Annotated in this window: 16 protein-coding genes and 1 pseudogene; 5 read left to right on the plus strand and 12 right to left on the minus strand. The window is 67.7% G+C overall.

The genetic code is table 11. The annotated features are described in order from the left end of the window. Positions 1-2 precede the first annotated feature (2 nt). The 4 genes from LXM88_RS20615 to LXM88_RS20630 form a co-directional block, all read right to left on the minus strand. The gene (locus LXM88_RS20615; RefSeq protein WP_262537051.1) at positions 3-626 is read right to left on the minus strand and encodes an ABC-type transport auxiliary lipoprotein family protein; all 624 of its coding nucleotides are present in this window, start codon (positions 624-626) and stop codon (positions 3-5) included. A gap of 88 nt (positions 627-714) precedes the next feature. After that, a complete protein-coding gene (locus LXM88_RS20620; protein WP_262537053.1) occupies positions 715-1,644 on the minus strand; it encodes an MlaD family protein in 930 nt (309 codons plus the stop codon). A gap of 28 nt (positions 1,645-1,672) precedes the next feature. After that, a complete protein-coding gene (locus LXM88_RS20625; protein WP_262537055.1) occupies positions 1,673-2,602 on the minus strand; it encodes an ABC transporter ATP-binding protein in 930 nt (309 codons plus the stop codon). Beyond that, complete coding sequence (locus LXM88_RS20630; RefSeq protein WP_262537057.1) at positions 2,599-3,723, minus strand: MlaE family ABC transporter permease; 1,125 nt, start codon at positions 3,721-3,723, stop codon at positions 2,599-2,601. Before LXM88_RS20630 ends, LXM88_RS20625 begins: the two co-directional genes overlap by 4 nt. 288 nt (positions 3,724-4,011) lie before the next feature. Here LXM88_RS20630 and LXM88_RS20635 point away from each other — a divergent pair, with 288 nt between their 5' ends. Beyond that, positions 4,012-6,081 (plus strand): bifunctional 2',3'-cyclic-nucleotide 2'-phosphodiesterase/3'-nucleotidase, encoded by a 2,070-nt coding sequence (locus tag LXM88_RS20635; RefSeq protein WP_262537059.1) that lies wholly within the window; start codon positions 4,012-4,014, stop codon positions 6,079-6,081. Between the two features lie 8 nt (positions 6,082-6,089). Continuing rightward, positions 6,090-6,935 (plus strand): tetratricopeptide repeat protein, encoded by an 846-nt coding sequence (locus LXM88_RS20640; RefSeq protein ID WP_262537062.1) that lies wholly within the window; start codon positions 6,090-6,092, stop codon positions 6,933-6,935. A 41-nt stretch (positions 6,936-6,976) separates the two neighbouring features. Here LXM88_RS20640 and LXM88_RS20645 read toward each other — a convergent pair whose 3' ends face one another. The 4 genes and pseudogenes from LXM88_RS20645 to LXM88_RS20660 form a co-directional block, all read right to left on the minus strand. Continuing rightward, on the minus strand, positions 6,977-7,486 hold the full coding sequence (locus LXM88_RS20645; protein ID WP_262537065.1) for a hypothetical protein: 510 nt from the start codon (positions 7,484-7,486) through the stop codon (positions 6,977-6,979). A gap of 59 nt (positions 7,487-7,545) precedes the next feature. Beyond that, positions 7,546-7,701 carry a hypothetical protein gene (locus LXM88_RS20650; RefSeq protein ID WP_262537068.1) on the minus strand — a complete coding sequence of 52 codons (156 nt, stop codon included), beginning with the start codon at positions 7,699-7,701 and terminating at the stop codon, positions 7,546-7,548. A 922-nt stretch (positions 7,702-8,623) separates the two neighbouring features. Then, positions 8,624-9,241 (minus strand): annotated as a pseudogene (locus LXM88_RS20655) (type VI secretion system amidase effector protein Tae4). Further along, a complete protein-coding gene (locus LXM88_RS20660; protein WP_262537070.1) occupies positions 9,217-9,828 on the minus strand; it encodes a hypothetical protein in 612 nt (203 codons plus the stop codon). Before LXM88_RS20660 ends, LXM88_RS20655 begins: the two are co-directional and overlap by 25 nt. A 470-nt stretch (positions 9,829-10,298) precedes the next feature. On the opposite strand from LXM88_RS20660, the gene LXM88_RS20665 reads away from it, so the two are divergent. From LXM88_RS20665 to LXM88_RS20675, 3 genes are all read left to right on the plus strand, one after another. Beyond that, complete coding sequence (locus LXM88_RS20665) at positions 10,299-11,219, plus strand: biotin--[acetyl-CoA-carboxylase] ligase (protein ID WP_262537071.1); 921 nt, start codon at positions 10,299-10,301, stop codon at positions 11,217-11,219. Continuing rightward, complete coding sequence (locus LXM88_RS20670) at positions 11,216-12,001, plus strand: type III pantothenate kinase (RefSeq protein WP_262537072.1); 786 nt, start codon at positions 11,216-11,218, stop codon at positions 11,999-12,001. Before LXM88_RS20665 ends, LXM88_RS20670 begins: the two co-directional genes overlap by 4 nt. A gap of 232 nt (positions 12,002-12,233) precedes the next feature. Then, on the plus strand, positions 12,234-12,476 hold the full coding sequence (locus LXM88_RS20675) for a hypothetical protein (protein WP_262537075.1): 243 nt from the start codon (positions 12,234-12,236) through the stop codon (positions 12,474-12,476). Between the two features lie 16 nt (positions 12,477-12,492). On the opposite strand, the gene rfaE2 is transcribed toward LXM88_RS20675, so the two are convergent. The 4 genes from rfaE2 to LXM88_RS20695 all read right to left on the minus strand — a co-directional run bounded on the left by rfaE2 (position 12,493) and on the right by LXM88_RS20695 (position 16,507). Further along, a complete protein-coding gene (rfaE2, locus tag LXM88_RS20680) occupies positions 12,493-12,978 on the minus strand; it encodes a D-glycero-beta-D-manno-heptose 1-phosphate adenylyltransferase (protein WP_262537077.1) in 486 nt (161 codons plus the stop codon). Positions 12,979-13,150: 172 nt separating this feature from the next. Further along, complete coding sequence (locus LXM88_RS20685; protein ID WP_011353352.1) at positions 13,151-14,029, minus strand: diiron oxygenase; 879 nt, start codon at positions 14,027-14,029, stop codon at positions 13,151-13,153. Positions 14,030-14,506: 477 nt separating this feature from the next. Then, positions 14,507-15,733 carry a patatin-like phospholipase family protein gene (locus LXM88_RS20690; protein ID WP_262537091.1) on the minus strand — a complete coding sequence of 409 codons (1,227 nt, stop codon included), beginning with the start codon at positions 15,731-15,733 and terminating at the stop codon, positions 14,507-14,509. A gap of 24 nt (positions 15,734-15,757) precedes the next feature. After that, on the minus strand, positions 15,758-16,507 hold the full coding sequence (locus LXM88_RS20695) for a PhaM family polyhydroxyalkanoate granule multifunctional regulatory protein (protein WP_262537093.1): 750 nt from the start codon (positions 16,505-16,507) through the stop codon (positions 15,758-15,760). Between the last annotated feature and the right edge of the window lie 61 nt (positions 16,508-16,568).

The raw sequence follows: 16,568 nt of genomic DNA on the forward strand, positions 1-16,568 counted from the left end.
CGTCACGGCGTGCCCGCGTACGCCTGCATGCCGACCCACGCGGCGATCTGCGACACGAGCTCGTCGCTTGCCGCCGCGAGCGCACGCGCGCCGCCGGCCGCGTCGGGCGTGCTCGACGGTGCGCGCGCGACGAACGTGCGCTGGCCGAGCACCTTGCCGTCCAGCGTCAGCGTCGCGCGCGCGGTGACCGCGCCGTGGCTCTGCGACTGCCCGTCGAACACCTGCTCGAATTCGTTCAGGTCGACCTTGAGGGTCGGCGCGCGCACGCCGTCGGATCCCTCGAGCACCGCGCCGCGCGACGACAGCGCGCCGCGCAGCCGCTGCGTGAGCAGTTGCGCGGGCGGCGCGGTCCAGCGGCTGTCGCGATAGACCGCCACGTGCTGCGCATCCGCGTACGCGAGGCGGTACGCGAACTTGTCCGAATCGAGCGCATCGGGCGCGGCGATGTCGAGCACCTTCAGCGCGGGGCCCGAACCGGCCGTCACCACCGACGCGGCCGGCCCGAGGTCGTAGCGGACATTCGACAGCGCCGCGCTGTTGCCGGCGCAGCCGGCCGCAAGCGCGAGCGTCAGCACCGCAAGCGCGGTCGCGGCGAGACGCAGCGCGCGGTCAAGGATTCGTGGCATGGCGTATTCCTGCATGATGTTTCCGGTTTCGATGGACGTCACTGCCTGGCCGTGTCCGGCCGGACGATCGATGGGTTTCCGGCCCGCTTCACTTCCCGGCCGTCGCACCCGGCCAGACGAAGCCCGCTTCGCCGGGCCCCGGCGACGCGCCGGGCGAACCGAACAACAGACTGCGCGGGTTGCGGCCGAGTTCACCGGCGACGTCCTTCAATTGCCGCGACGCGTCGCCGACGCTGCCGGCCAGCGCATTGAAGCGCGGCAGCGTGTCGTACTGCACGCGCGCGTTGAGATCGTTCAGCGCGACGCCGACCTGCTCGGCGGCCGTGCCGGCCTTGTTCAGGTTCGACACGAGCGGCCCGTTCGGCTGCAGCAGCGTGTTCGCCGACGCCATCGTGCGGTTCACCTCGTGCATCGTCTGCGGCAGCGCGGTGACGGCCGGGCCGAGCTCCTTCGACAGTACCGTCACGCCATCGGCCGCGTGCTGCAGGCTTTCGGCCGTCGCGCGCAACTGCTCGCGCATCTCGGGCGACATCAGCTCGTTCGCGCTCTTCGCGGCCAGTTCGAGCTGCCGCAGCAGCACGTCGCCGCGCTCCTGGATCTGGTCGAACAGGCTCGGCCGCATCGGGATCTGCGCGATCTTCTTCGCCGTCGACGGCAGCGGCGACAAATCGCGGCCCGTATCCTCGAGCTGCACGAACGCGATGCCCGTCACGCCCTGGAAACCGAGGCTGCCGTAGGTCGACTGCGTGATCGGTGCGTCGTGGTCGACGAGAATCCGGATCCGGATCTGGCCCGGATGCGTGCGATCGAAACCGATCGACTGCACCTTGCCGACATCGAGACCGCGAAAACGCACGGCCGCGTCCGGGAACAACCCCGTCACGTTGGTGCGCGCGAGCAGGTCGTACGGCACGCGCACGGTACGGTCGACGTTGAACCAGAACACGGTGCCCGCGATCGCGAGCGTCAGCGCGATCGTGAACAGGCCGGCCCAGAACGCATGTGATTTGTTTTCCATCAGGGGGGTCCTTGTCCTTGCCTGCTTGCTACAGCTCGGCGCTCGACAGCGCCGGTTCGAGGGCCGCCTTCGGCAGCTTCGCGCGCCGCTCGGGCGGCAGCGCCTGCAATGCACGGCGCCCGCGCAGCCCCAGGAAATATTCGTGGATGAACGGATGGTCGACGTTCGCGACCTCCTCGACCGGCGCGGCGACCAGCACCTTGCGGTCGGCCAGCACCGCGACGCGCGTCGACAGCGCGACCATCGTGTCGAGATCGTGCGTCACCATCACGACGGTCAGCCCGAGCGTGCGGTGCAGCGTCGCGATCAGCTCGACGAATTCTTCGGTCGCCTGCGGATCGAGGCCGGCCGTCGGCTCGTCGAGAAACAGCAGCTCGGGCTCGAGCGCAATCGCGCGCGCGATGCCGACCCGCTTCACCATCCCGCCCGACAGCGCGGCCGGCATCTTCGACGCGTGCTTGCACGGCAGCCCGACCATCTCGAGCTTCAGCATCACGATGTCGTTCAGCAGGTCCGGCGGCACGCGGCCGAGCTCGCGCAGCGGCTGCGCGACGTTGTCGAATACCGTCATCGACGAGAACAGCGCACCCTGCTGGAACAGCATCCCGGAGCGCGTGCGCATCATCCGCGCGGTCGCGGCGTCGATCGTCGACGTATCCTCGCCGAACACCTTGATCGTGCCCGACGTCGGCCGCTCGAGGCCGAGGATCTGCCGCACGAGCGTCGTCTTGCCCGAGCCCGAGCCGCCGACGATCGACACGATCTCGCCGCGCCGCACGTCGAAGTCGAGCTTCTGGTGAATGATGTTGCGCCCGTAGCGCTTGGTCAGGTTGCGCACCTCGATCACGAGGTCGCCGGCCTCCGCTGCTGCGGCCGGCTGCGTGCCGACCGCCGCGGCGTGGGCGGCCGCGGCATCGGCGGGCGCGGCACCGGCCGCCGGATCGTTCGATGTGTTCATCCGAGCCCCACGTTCTGGAACAGGATCGCGAACACCGCGTCGGCGAGGATCACGACCGTGATCGACGACACGACCGACGTGGTCGTGCCTTCGCCGAGGCTCTGCGAGTTCGCCTTGATCCGGAAGCCGAAATGGCAGGCGACCAGCGCGATCAGCATGCCGAACACGACGCCCTTGCCGACGCCGATGTACAGGTTCGCGATCGGCACGACGCCCGGCAGCGAGCGCACGAAATAGTTGACGTCGATCCCGAGCACGAGCTTCGCGGCAAGCGCGCCGCCCGTCAGCGCGATGATGTTGGTCCACATCACGAGCAGCGGCATCGCGACGCCGAGCGCGAGCACGCGCGGCAGGACCAGCCGCAGCCCGTGCGGGATGCCCATCACGCGCATCGCGTCGAGCTCCTCGGTCACGCGCATCACGCCGATCTGCGCGGTGATCGCCGAGCCCGAGCGGCCCGCGACGAGGATCGCCGACAGCACGGGGCCGAGCTCGCGGATCACCGACAGCCCGAGGATGTTCACGATGTAGCGGTTCGCGCCGAACATCTGCAACTGCTGCGCGGACAGGTAGCTGAGCACGATGCCGATCAGGAACGCGACGAGCGCGGTGATCGGCAGCGCCTGCGCGCCCGCGCTGTAGATGTTCGCCGACGTCTCCTTCCACGGCATCGTCTTCGGGCGGCGCAGCACCGACAGCGCATCGAGGATCACGAGGCCGAACATCGCGATGCCGCCCTGCAGGTGTTCGCCGAACGTGAAGATCGCCCGGCCGAGCCGCGTGACGGGATCGAAACGCACGACGCGCTCGGGCGCCTCGCGCGCGCTGTCGAGCCGCTCGATGCGCTCGAAGATCGTGCGCTGCGTGTCGCTCAGCGCGACGCCGGCCGGCAGCTGGCGGCCCCACACGCGCCACAGCGCCTGGCCGCCGACGTGGTCGAGCCGCTCGATGCCGGACAGATCCCATTCGCTCACACGCCCGGACGCGATGCTCGCGACGCGGCGCGCGACCGCGCCGCGATTGCGCGCGAGCGCAAGCGCGGTCCACTGGCCGGTCAGGCGCACCGTCCGGCCCTGGCCGCCGGCGTCGACCGACAGGCCGGGAGGAGTCTCGAAGTCCAAGGGCAGGTTGTTTGCAAAAGGATGACAGCGGCCATTGTAGCGAACCGCCCGCCGCCGCGACGTGAGGATTTCCTTGGGGGCGCCCGGCCGGGGCGCCTGGCCGGGGGCGCGCGGCCCGGGTCCGCCCGGAGGCCACCTCGGTTCGCCGTCGGCATCAGCACCTTTCATTCTTCCGTCACGTTTCCTTTCGATACTCTCACGCGCCGCATCTCAGGCCGTCGGCGCCCCGCGCCGCCATTTCGATGCGCACCTCGCCATAACAGAACAGAACACCGAACAGGACAACCGATGCGTTTCCCCCCGCTTTCCCGCCGCCGTGTACCGGCCGCCGCCGCGCTCGCCAGCCTCGCCTTTGCCCTCGCCGGCTGCGGCGGCGACGACGTCACCGCCCCGCCGTCGTCGCAGACGCAGGCCCAGGCGCCCGTCGGCACGACGGCCACGCTCGCGCTGCTCGAGACGACCGACCTGCACACCAACGTGCTGTCGTATGACTATTTCAAGCTCGCCGCCGACAATTCGCTCGGCTTCGAGCGCGTGTCGACGCTGATCGCGCAGGCGCGCGCGCAGTACCCGAACACGCTGCTGCTCGACAACGGCGACACGATCCAGGGCACCGCGCTGTCGGACTACCAGGCGCTCGTGAAGCCGATCGGCTGCGACCAGACGCTCGCGATCTACAAGGTGATGAACGCCGCGAAATTCGACGGCGGCGGGATCGGCAACCACGAGTTCAACTACGGGCTGCCGTACCTGTCGCAGGTGACCGGCAACACGTTCGAGGTCGACGGCCTGCCGGCTCCGGCCCAGCAGAAGAAGTGCGCGGGCCCGAACTTCCCGCAGGTGCTCGCGAACGTGATCAGCGCGAAGACCAACGCGCCGCTGTTCACGCCGTACACGATCCTGACCCGCACGGTGACGGCGACAACGCCGGACGGCAAGACGGTCAGCGCGCCCGTGAAGATCGGCATCATCGGCTTCACGCCGCCCGCGATCATGAGCTGGGACAAGCGCTGGCTCGACGGCAAGGTCTACACGACCGGCCTGAAGGAAGCCGCCGAGAAGTACATTCCCGAGATGCGCGCGAAGGGCGCCGATCTCGTCGTCGCGATCTCGCACGGCGGCCTCGACAATTCCGCGTATACGCCGACGATGGAGAACGGCAGCTGGTGGCTGTCGACGGTAGCCGGCATCGACGCGATGCTGATCGGCCACTCGCACCAGGTGTTCCCGGACGCGAACAGCACCGTGTCGCAGTTCAACCTGCCGGGCGTCGACAAGGTCAAGGGCACGGTCAACGGCGTGCCGACCGTGATGGCCAACTACTGGGGCAAGCACCTCGGCGTGATCAAGCTCGGCCTGAAGTTCGACGGCAAGACGTGGAGCGTCGACAAGTCGCAGACGACCGTCGAGGCGCGGCCGATCCAGAACGCCGACAAGACCTACGTCGCGGCCGATCCGTCGGTATCCGCGGCGATCGCCGCCGAGCACCAGGCGACGATCGACTACGTGAAGACGCCGATCGGCTCGACGGACTACCGGATGAACTCGTACTTCGCGGATGTTGGCGACCCGGGCGCGATCCAGATCGTCAACGAGGCGCAGGCCGACTACGTGAAGACCTACGTGCAGGCGAACCTGCCGCAATACGCGTCGCTGCCGGTGCTGTCGGTCAGCGCGCCGTTCAAGAGCGGCTTCGGCGGCGGCAGCGACTACACCGACGTCGCGCCGGGCGCACTCGCGATCAACAACGCGGCCGACCTGTACCTGTATCCGAACACCGTGTACGCGGTGAAGGTGAGCGGCGCCGACGTGAAGAACTGGCTCGAAACCGCCGCGAAACGCTTCAACCGGATCGATCCGACGCAAGCGACCGTGCAGAAGCTCGTCAGCAGCTTCCCCGGCTACAACTTCGACATGTTCACGTCGGCCGATCTCGCGTACGAAATCGACGTCACGCAGCCGGCCGGCAGCCGGATCAGGAACCTGACGTACAAGGGCGCGCCGATCGACCCGAACGCGCAGTTCATCGTCGCGACCAACAACTATCGCGCGAGCGGCGGCGGCAACTTCCCGGGCCTCGACGGCAGCAAGACGATCTTCGCGTCGCCGGACGCGAACCGCGACGTGCTGATCGCATTCATCAAGAAGCGCGGCGCGATCACGCGCGCGGCCGACGGCGCGCAGCGCAGCTGGCGCTTCACGAAGCTCGCAAGCTCGGTCGCGCACGTGCAGTTCGCATCCGCGCCGAACCGCCTCGGCGATGCGGCCGCGGCCGGCCTGACCGGCATCACGCAGATCGCGGCCGACGACGGCTCGGGCAAGAACCTCGCCACCTACGAGATCGACCTCACGCAATGAGACACGCAATGCAACCGATCCGGACGATGCGGCCGGCCGAAACCGGCTTCGCCGCCGCCGCGCGGCGCCTGCTGCGCGCGAAACTCCCGCCGGCCGCGCTGCTCGCGGCGGCGGCCGTGACCGTCGCGGCCGTGGTCGCTGCGACCGGCTTGCGCGGCGCCGGCCCCGTGCCGAGCGCCGCGCAGCTCGACGAGTGGCAGGCAATGGTCACGCAGGCCGTCGAGCCGCATGCGCTCGCGCAATTGCGTACGCTTGCGCGTCGCGGGTCGGGCGCCGCGCAGGCGGCGCTCGGCATCGCGCTCGTCGACGCGCGCGAACCGGGGCTGCGCGACGAGGGGCGCGGCTGGCTGGAAACCGCCGCGCAGGCCGACGGCAAGGCCGACGCGCCGGCCGCGCGGCGCGCGCAGCTCGCGCTCGGCAAAGCGTTGCTGCTGGGCAGCGGCGACATCCCGAAGGACTACGCACGCGCCCGCACGCTGCTCGGCGAAGCGGCCGAACAGGGCGACCCGGCCGCCGCGTATTACCTCGGGCTGATCTATCGCAGCGGCTACGGCATCGCCGCCGACCCGGTGCAGGCCGCGCACTGGTTCGACATCGCGTCGCGCGCGGACATCCCGGCCGCGGACTTCATGCTCGCGAACGCGTACCGCGACGGCAGCGGCGTGCCGCGCGACGAGGCGCGCGCGCTCGCGCTGTATCGCCGGGCCGCCGAACACGAGCTGCCGGAAGCCGTGCAGACACTCGCGATGGCTTATCGCAACGGCGAACTGGGGCTCCAGCCCGACGCGGACGAATTCCACGCGCAGTGGATCGAGACCGCGCATGCGCTGAAGCACCCGGTCGTCGCGCCGTGATGCGCCCCTGCCGCCTGGCCGGGTGCCGTCGCGGCATCCCGTCAGGCGGCGCCGCTCTGCGCGGGTCGTTCCAGACGCATGTACGCGTCGGACACGATCAGTCCGAAGACGATGTGATCGAGCGCGCTCACCCAGCCTCGCCCGTCGGCGAACCACGGGAACAACTGAGTCGTACCGTAGTAGTTGACGACGTACAGCAGTACGCCGAACACGGCCCCCGTCACGCTGGCCATCCCGACGCTCGAATCCAGGCTGAAACACGCGATGATCACGGCCAGGATTAGCGCAAATACGATCGACAACGCGAAGTGCACGCCCAGCGCAGCCAGCAGCGTCCCAACTTCGACGGTGGTCGACGGCGCGAGCGCGTCGTCGCCGAAGTAGATGGCCGCGATCATGCGCAGCGGCGCCCACGCGTCGTGTCCGATGATTGCCGCCGCGACGACCTGGATAACGAGGAAAACCGCACCGGCCAAGCACCCGCCGATCACGGCGGCTCGCCACACCGGAATGCGGCGCGCGAAATGGTGCGAATGCATGTGGAGTTGCATGGCCACCTCCTTGAAAACGGTCCGCCGCCGCGTCAGTGCTGGTGCGCATGCGACATACCTTAGCGCACCGCCGACCTTGCCGACGCGAGCGAGTCCATCAGCCGGCGACAGGCGCGCGTCATCGGGGGCTCGACGGCATCGGAGATCCGGGTCGTCTTGCGGCGAAAGCGCTCGAACAGGCTGGACAGGCTCGAACACGAATCAAGCTTGTTCATTGCCATTTCCCTCGATGCGGCAACGACGAGGATGCCTGGCACTCGCCGCGCGGGCCGCCGGAGCGGATATATCGAACGTAGCCTCGCCGATCGGGAATATCAAGATGACGACGGCGCCGGTGCAATCACGACACCGGGTTCCGCAAACGATAGCGGTGGTGAGGTTGTGGTGATGCAGGACGCCAACTGCAAGTGCTTGCGTTGCTGTGCGAGCCAAGTCGTCGTCCAGCCCCCCGCTTGATCGAACATCCCAATCAAATACAAGGCAGCCCTACGTCGGCATGAATTGTCACGCCTTCCGCTATTTTCTTGCCCGACTTCGTTCCCATACATGCCTGCGCCAGCCGCCAATTACCGAGGCCACAACCACGGACATAAACCAACCAGCAAAAAACAGGTTTGCAACTTGGGGGTTCGCATCGAATAGACTTCCTTTCCCATGAAGAACCAATACGCCAAACAAATATAAGCCACCCCAACAAACAAGCGTGACTATGATCGCGCCAGCAATTGCCCCAATTACCGTTCTCAACAATTTCGGCCCATCGACGAAAAGGCTGAGTATTGCGAGCAGATCGGTCTCGACGGCTCTTGACGAACGTGTTTCATATCAGTCTGAATACGAGCATGACAAACCAATGCGCCGCGACAAGTCCCCCAGCCACCACTGCCCACTGTGTCCAGCGGCGCCGTTTCCCGGCAAAGAACACTGCTACAACGCCAAATGCGATCGACGGCCCAAAGATAGCGGCAAGGAATACCACCCCATCCCAAAAACCGATTGCGCATGCCCCAATCTCCTTGCAACCACTTGGAACACAAAGTTGCGGGAAACGCCGACAGATTTCGGCATCGGCGGCGGACCACCACCATAGACTGGCAAGCCCAAGCGCCGCGAAAGTTGCAGCAAATCCGATCCGCCTCATCGAACTTCCCAAAACAGGATACGCCTCGAGTTCCTCAAGTCCGACCAACCGAATGCATGCCCTGGTCTAAACGAATGTCGTCCGAGCAAGCGACCAGTTGTCGCGAATATATTGAATGGACTGCTTATCGTCAGCCGATTCCCATTCCACAGGTCAATGTGCCCTCCGCTAGCGTTTTCCGTAGCTTCTCCCTCGCGCTCCCAGTAGCCGTCAAACATAATGATGCCGGTGCGGCCCTTGACCCTCGGCTCCCAGTCCGGCCCAGTGACGTTTTCCGCCCTCCCCAGGCCCGCAAAAGGCTGCAGCTTCAATCATTCCCCGAGTTCATTGGCGCGCGTGGCGGTTGCTTTTCCATTCAGCAGGATTCGCCCGATGCTCGACTGACCACCAAGCGGCTTAACCAGTTTCGACGAAAAAGACTTCATTTCGATGCCAACTCGATGAAAGGTGACGCTTATGCGAATGGCGCATTGATTGGTATAAGCTGGATTCTCATAGGGGTTACCCGACGGGTAGGCGTCCCACAGCTCCTTGAATGTTACCGCCCTCAGTTGCACACCCTTGATGGAATCGGGCGTCGTGTTCGTTCTTACCGTTGTAGGGCTGTTTGGCATGGCGTCCAGTCCTTGTGTACAAGAGCGTCTTCGCCCCAATAGATCGTGTAACTGTCGGCGGTCTCGGAATGGATACGTGGCAACACGCCATCACCATTCACGTACCCTGCGAAGGTGCGCCCGTTACTCATTTCGATCAGATATGGATAGTTCTGCGGTAACGTGGTGCCTATGCCGACACGCACCTGTTCGTCGTAGCAGGGCGCGACGTCCGCTCGTGTCGCTACGACTTCCCCTTTGTCATCGGCTGTTTGAGCTAGCTTGTCTTTCTCGGACGCCCTCGCCTCTTCGGAGGTCACGATCATTTTCATGCCCCGCTCCGCATAGAACACAGGAGGCGGGTTGCATCCACATACATTGATATCGCCGCTCAATGCCCATGGTTTGCCATTGGGCCCCGTACCAGGCAAACGCGGACCTTCCGGCGCGATGAACCCTTCCTGTTTGCAAGCTGCGCAGTAGGTCTTCATGTAGAGCGTGGCGATCTGTACGCGCGGGGGAGGATTGGAACATGTGACGGACTCCAGCCCTTCCGTAATCACGGCGTTACCGCCGCGGTCGCCTTTGGCGAGGAAATAACGAATCATGCAGGCTCGCCTCGAACCGTTGCACTCGAACGCTTCGTATCCGCATAAGGACGAACCGGTCCCGATTCGATGACTGCCTTATTGCCGGCCCAGATACTCCCGCTGCTTTCCGCAGCAAGCCGGCGGATAACCGTAGAAGAAGATGGTGGCGACTCTTGCCCGTTGCTCATCTGGATTCCCCGTCGTCAATGGCTGGCATCCAAAATGCCCAATCAGCAAAATGGAATCAATCAGACGAATTCGAAATCCTAATCAATTTATATGGGTCGACTATGTTTTCCTCATCATCCGGCGAGAACGGGCCAGACTTCACTTTGCTGGACGATGCACTTCCGCTTGAATGAACGACATCTTCGCCTGACGGCAACGAAATTCGAGCCAACGCGTCGCGACGATCCAGGCAAGCGCCCCGACAAACGCCTCCCCGCATCCCGACGCGCCCCTCGCCCCCTGTCGCTACAATAGTCACCATGAACGCCCCCACCTCCTCCGACACGCCCGATTCCGGCGACGCGCACATCGCGCGCAACCGGCTCGAGGCGCACCTGGACGCCGCGCCGCGTGCGTGGCCGCTCGATATCGTCGCCGCCACCGGCTCGACCAACGCCGACGTCGCGACGCGGCTCAAGGCGCTGCCGCGCAGTGCGAACGCGTTGCCCGCGCCGCTCGTGCGCGTTGCGTTCGAGCAGTCGGCAGGCCGCGGCAGGCAGGGCCGCCCGTGGTTCGCGCAACCCGGCAACGCGCTGCTGTGCTCGGTCGGCTGCATCGTGCCGCGCCCGGTCGACGCGCTCGGCGGCCTCAGCATCGCGATCGGCGTCGCGCTCGCCGAAGGGCTGGCCGCGCTACCGCTCGACGCCCGCACGCGCGTCGCGCTCAAATGGCCGAACGATCTGTTGCTGACGGCTACCGACGACGGCACACCCCGCATCGTCGGCAAGCTCGGCGGGATCCTGATCGAAACCGTCTGGACCACCGCCGACGCGACCGCCGTCGTGATCGGCTTCGGCATCAACGTGCGCGGTGCGGAAGCCGTCGCTGCTCAGGTCGACGCGCTGCGCGCGCGCGACGCGACGCTCGCGAGCGGGCTGCAGCCCGCCGCGCTGTCGATCGCGTGCGCGTCGGCCAACCTCACCGATACGCTCGCCGCGTCGTTGAACGCGCTCACGCCCGCGCTCGCGCAGTTCGGCGCCGACGGGCTCGCGCCGTTCCTGCCGCGCTGGCACGCGCTGCACGCGTATGCGGGGCGCGAAGTCGTGCTGCTCGAACAGGGTGTCGAACGCGCGCGCGGGATCGCGACCGGCATCGATGCGACCGGTCAGTTGCTGCTCGACACGCCGAACGGCGTGCAGGCGATCGCGGCCGGCGACGTGTCGCTGCGCGAAGCGCAATGAGCGAGCCGCATCTGCTGATCGACGCCGGCAACAGCCGGATCAAGTGGGCGCTCGCCGACGCGCAGCGCACGCTCGTCGACACGGGCGCGTTCGGCCACGCGCGCGACGGCGGCGCCGATCCCGACTGGTCGAACCTGCCGCGTCCGCGCGGCGCATGGATCTCGAACGTCGCGGGCGCCGACGTGGCCGCACGGATCGACGCACTGCTCGACGCCCGCTGGCCGGGACTGCCGCGCACGACGATACGCTCGCGTCACACGCAATGCGGCGTGACGAACGGCTATACGACACCCGAACAACTCGGCAGCGACCGCTGGGCCGGCCTGATCGGCGCACACGCGGCCTTTCCGGGCGAGCACCTGCTGATCGCGACGTTCGGCACCGCGACGACGCTCGAGGCGCTGCGCGCGGACGGCCGCTTCACGGGCGGGCTGATCGCGCCGGGCTGGGCGCTGATGATGCGCGCGCTCGGCACGCACACCGCGCAGTTGCCGACGCTGACTACCGACATCGCGAGCGGGCTGCTCGCGGGCGCGCAGGCCGAGCCGTTCCAGGTCGATACGCCGCGCTCGCTGTCGGCCGGCTGCCTGTATGCGCAGGCCGGGCTGATCGAACGCGCGTGGCGCGATCTCGCCGCCGCGTGGCAGGCGCCCGTGCGGCTCGTGCTGGCAGGCGGCGCGGCGGACGACGTCGCGCGTGCGCTGACGGTCCCGCACACGCGGCACGACGCGTTGATCCTGTCCGGGCTCGCGCTGATTGCCGCGGAAGCGGCGCAGGATTGACAGAAATTTGCCGGCGTCGCAGTCGCGGCGGTGGTTTCGACGAATGCCCATGCAGGGCTTCGTCGCTATGACGGTGGAGATGCGCGCCGCGGCGGCGATACAGACGGCAGGCCGCGCCGCAAAGGTCACAGCTGCGTTGCCTGACTGTTGCGAACAGTCACGGAAACGACGAAAAGGCCGGCCATGCGGCCGATCCGAGTGAACGACTGAACAACGAAAAGGAGTGTCGACGATGCTGCGCTGGCTGATCGCTGTTCTCTTTCTCGCCAACATGCTTGCGTTCGTGGTGGCGCGCGGCGTGTTCGGGCCGCTACCGGCAGCCGGCCCGCGCGAACCGGGCGTGCTGTCGCGGCAGGTACAACCCGACGCGCTGCGCGTGACGCCGCTGGCGCACGCGTCCGACCAGGCTCTCGTCGGCGGCCCGATCGCGTCGCCGGCCGTCACGGCCGCACCGCTCGCCGCGTCCGCGCCCTGACGGCGCCGGTCCGCGCTCAGGGCTGCTGCGCGCGGACCTTCTTCAGCAACGCAGTGGTCGAGCGGTCGTGCTCGAACGGAATCGCCAGCGCGCGGCCGCCCCAGCTGCGCACGAGCGCCGATTCCGGCAGCGCATCCATGTCGTAGTCGCCGCCCTTCACGAGGATGTCCGGACGGATGGCCTCGATCAGCGACACCGGCGTCTGTTCCTCGAACTTCACGACCCAGTCGACGCTTTCCAGCGCCGCGAGCAGCGCCGCGCGATCGTCCTCGCGGTTGATCGGCCGGTCGTCGCCCTTGCCGAGCATGCGCACCGACGCGTCGCAGTTCACGCCGACGATCAGGCATGCGCCGAGCGCTTTCGCATCGGCGAGATACGTGACGTGGCCGCGATGCAGGATGTCGAATACGCCGTTGGTGAACACGACGGGCGACGGCAGCGACGCGCGCAGGGCGACGAGGGCGTCGCGGGTGATCAGCTTGCGTTCGAAGGTGGCGGACATGATGGAGATCGGACGGAATGAACGATGGCGCGCGCGGCGGCCCCGACGGCAGGACGCAGCGGCGGCGCCAGATAAAAAGCCCGCCGGACCGGCCGGGCGGGCTTCATGCAACGGACGCGAAACGGCGCAATGCTGCCGGCGCGACTCACGCCGGCTGCAGCGCCCGCCGGCCTCAGGCCGGCTGCGCGGCCGACGACGGGCCGCTTTCGGCCTGCAGGCGGCCGGTGACTTCCTTGCGATAGCGGTTCAGTTCCTGCGCGGTCGCGAACGTGCGCTCGAACAGGATCGACAGGTTGTGCAGGATGCGCTCGACGACCTTCTTTTCCCACTCGCCGTCGAAACGGATCTGCTCGTCGAGCCAGCGCTCGAGCCATTCCGGATCGGGCAGGCGCGACTGCACGGTGTCGCGCGGGAACAGCGCCTGGTTCACGTGCAGGTTGGTCGGGTGCAGCGGCTTCTCGGTGCGGCGCGCCGACGCCATCAGCACGCCGATCTTCGCGAACGCGGCACGCGCGACGTCGCCGCAGTTGTTCAGCGCCTTCTTCATGTAGCGCAGGTACGCGCCGCCATGGCGCGCTTCATCGCGCGAGATCGTTTCGTAGATCTGCTTGATGACGGGCTCGGTATGCCAGTCGGCCGCGCAGCGATACCAGTGGTTCAGGCGGATCTCGCCGCAGAAGTGCAGCATCAGCGTTTCGAGCGGCGGCGCCGGGTCGAACTGGAAGCGCACCGCGTGCAGTTCCTCTTCGGTCGGCACCATTTCCGGCTTGAAGCGGCGCAGGTATTCCATCAGCACGAGCGAATGCTTCTGCTCCTCGAAGAACCACACGCTCATGAACGCGGAAAAGTCGCTGTCGTGCTGGTTGTCGCGCAGGAACATTTCCGTCGCGGGCAGCGCCGACCATTCGGTGATCGCGTTCATCTTGATCGTCTTCGCCTGCTCGTCGGTGAGCAGCGAAGCGTCGAACTTGTCCCACGGAATGTCCTTCTCCATGTCCCAGCGGACAGCTTCGAGCGACCTGTAAAGTTCCGGATAAAGCATCGTGTTCATGATGGTCCCACCCCTGTTCTGCGCAATGCGACTTCTCTAAACGTGACTGTTGCCGCAAAGGCGCACCAAGCGCGCTTTTTGCAGCCAAGACTGTAATTTTACGCGTGAAACCGACCGACCGGACGCTGATTCCGCGTCCGGCAGCCGGGCGGCCGCGCCGCCGCCGTTGGGCACGCCGCAGCCACGCTCCGTCCGAACGGAACCGGCCGCGCTTGCCTGAGTTGGGGGCCGGCGCTGGCCGGCTCGTTGGCGAGCCCGTCCCCTGCCCCAGGCGGGCTCCCGTAAGGGTCCCCATAGGGTTCCCGTGCGGATGCCGGATCGGCGGGCTGCTCGATGTGGTGTATACGGCGGCGGCCATGATATCACGCGTGTATGACGCTTCCGAGACGCCTGCCCGGTCGCGCGCCGCCAATCCCGGTGCGGCGATCGGTCGCGCCCGACCGTCGCAAAAACACAACCTCGCGCCATCCGCGCACATCAGACCCGTATTTCTCCCGTCGCGAGGCCGTCTTCCGGCGGCGTGCCGGCTGCCGGCCCGCTGCCGCCGTCCGCCCGCGCAATCCAGTCGGCGAGCGTGTCGCGCTGGGCACGTCCGTCGCCGTAGCCGAGTTCGATCAGTTCGCGCGTGAACGCCTCCTCGAACAGCAGGTAGCTCGCGAACGACGCGCCGGCCGGCTGGCTGCCGCCGACCGCGCCGAGCAGCCCGCGCATCGCCGCCGGCATCTGCTTCAGGTGCTTCGCGGCGATCAGCTCGATGCGCTCCGACGGCGCGATCGCGAGCACGTCGACGTGCCGCCAGCCGCTGTCGACCTCGACCTGGTGCGGCAGGTGCTCGATCATCCGGTTGATGTGCTCGATCCGTTCGATGTCCGAGCCGATCGAGTCGAGGAACACGCTCGCCAGCACCTGCTGGCCGATCTGCGCGAGCGTCGGATAGCCGCGCACCAGCCCGGCGCCGTTCGCGGCCGGTATCTCGGGCCGCGGGTCGGCCGCGCCGACGACGACGATCCGGTCCGCGCCGAAGTGGATCGCCGGCGACAGCGGCGCGATCTGCCGGATCGAACCGTCGCCGAAGTATTCGATCTGCCCGTCGAGCACGAGCGGCACGGCCGGGAATACGAACGGAATCGCCGACGACGCGAGCAGGTGCGACGCCGACAGGTCGACGAGCCGCGCGGTGCGCTGCGCCCGCCGCCATGCCTGGATCGGCTCGGCCGCCTGGTAGAACGTGAGGTGCCGGCCGCTCGAATAGCTGAGCGCCGTCACCGCGAGCGCGTGCAGCAGCCGCGCCTCGAGCATCTGCTCGATCCGGTGGAAGCTCAGTTCGCGCTGCAGCAGATGCGCGAGCGGCGCGTTGTCGAGCAGCCCGCGCGGCGAACGGCGGGCCGCCCAGCCGAACGTCATCGCGGCGAGCCAGCGCGCGCCGGCGGCCGCGATACCGAGCCAGTCGGTGCGGTACACGTAGTCGGGGCGCAGGGGCTCCCAGAATTCGAGCAGGCGCCGCACGCCGTGGGAGAAGTCGTCCGCGTGGCTCGCGATCGACGTCGCGTTGATCGCGCCGGCCGACGAGCCGCACACGACCGCGAACGGCAGCGTGTGCCGGTCCGGATCGGCCTCGCGCGCGATCTCGGCCAGCGCTTTGAGCACGCCGACCTGATAGGCGGCACGTGCGCCGCCTCCCATCAGAACGAGCGCGAGCCGCATGATCGACCTGCTAGCTGTGCCCCGTCACGTCGAACGCTTCGGCGGACGGGTTTCGGGCGACGAAGCGGCCGCCGCGCTCGCCGCGGCCGAACCGGCCGGCTTCGCGCGCTTCGCGGCGGGCTTGCGCGGCGTGGCTGCCGCCCGTGCCGGCTTCGCAGCCTGCTCCGGCGGGGCGGCCGCGTCCGGCGGCACGTCGTCCGGCGCCGTGGGCTGCATGCCCGGCTGCGCCATCGCGAGGCTCGCGAGCTGGTTGAACTGCGTCTGCAGCAGGTTCCACCAGCCGGCCGGGTCGAATGTCTGCTGTGCGGCGTCGCCTGCCGGCGGCGCGTCCGCACCGTCCGCCGCCGGCGCCGCATCGCCCGGCGACGCCGACGCGGCTTTCGCCGCCTGCGCCGCCGCGACGGCCGCTTCCTCGGCCGCCGACATCGAGCTTTGCGCGAACGCGCCGAACGCACGCAGCGTCGCCAGCGTCGCGCGCTGCACCTCGAGCGCCTGGATCGCGGACTGCAGCATCCCGAGATTGAGCTTCAGCCACTGCTCGACCGCGCGCAGATCGGTGATCCGCTTGTCGAGTTCCTCGACGCTCGTGAGCGGCGCCATCATGTCGGACATGCTCGACAGCGACGGCGGCAGCCCTTGCGTGGCGCCCGGAAACGACGTCATCCCGCCGAACGGCGACATCCGCATCATGTCCCACATCCGGTCCATCATGTCGGCGGGCTTGAAGCCGGCAAAGCCGGCGAAAGGGTTGGCGCCGGAGGCATCGGTCGTCATACGGGCATCCTGGTTGACTGGGGGAGCGAGGCGGCTGCCATGCGTCGCGCAGCCGCGCGTG

The sequence above is a fragment of the Burkholderia sp. S-53 genome, assembly GCF_025560745.1.
Taxonomy (GTDB): domain Bacteria; phylum Pseudomonadota; class Gammaproteobacteria; order Burkholderiales; family Burkholderiaceae; genus Burkholderia; species Burkholderia pyrrocinia.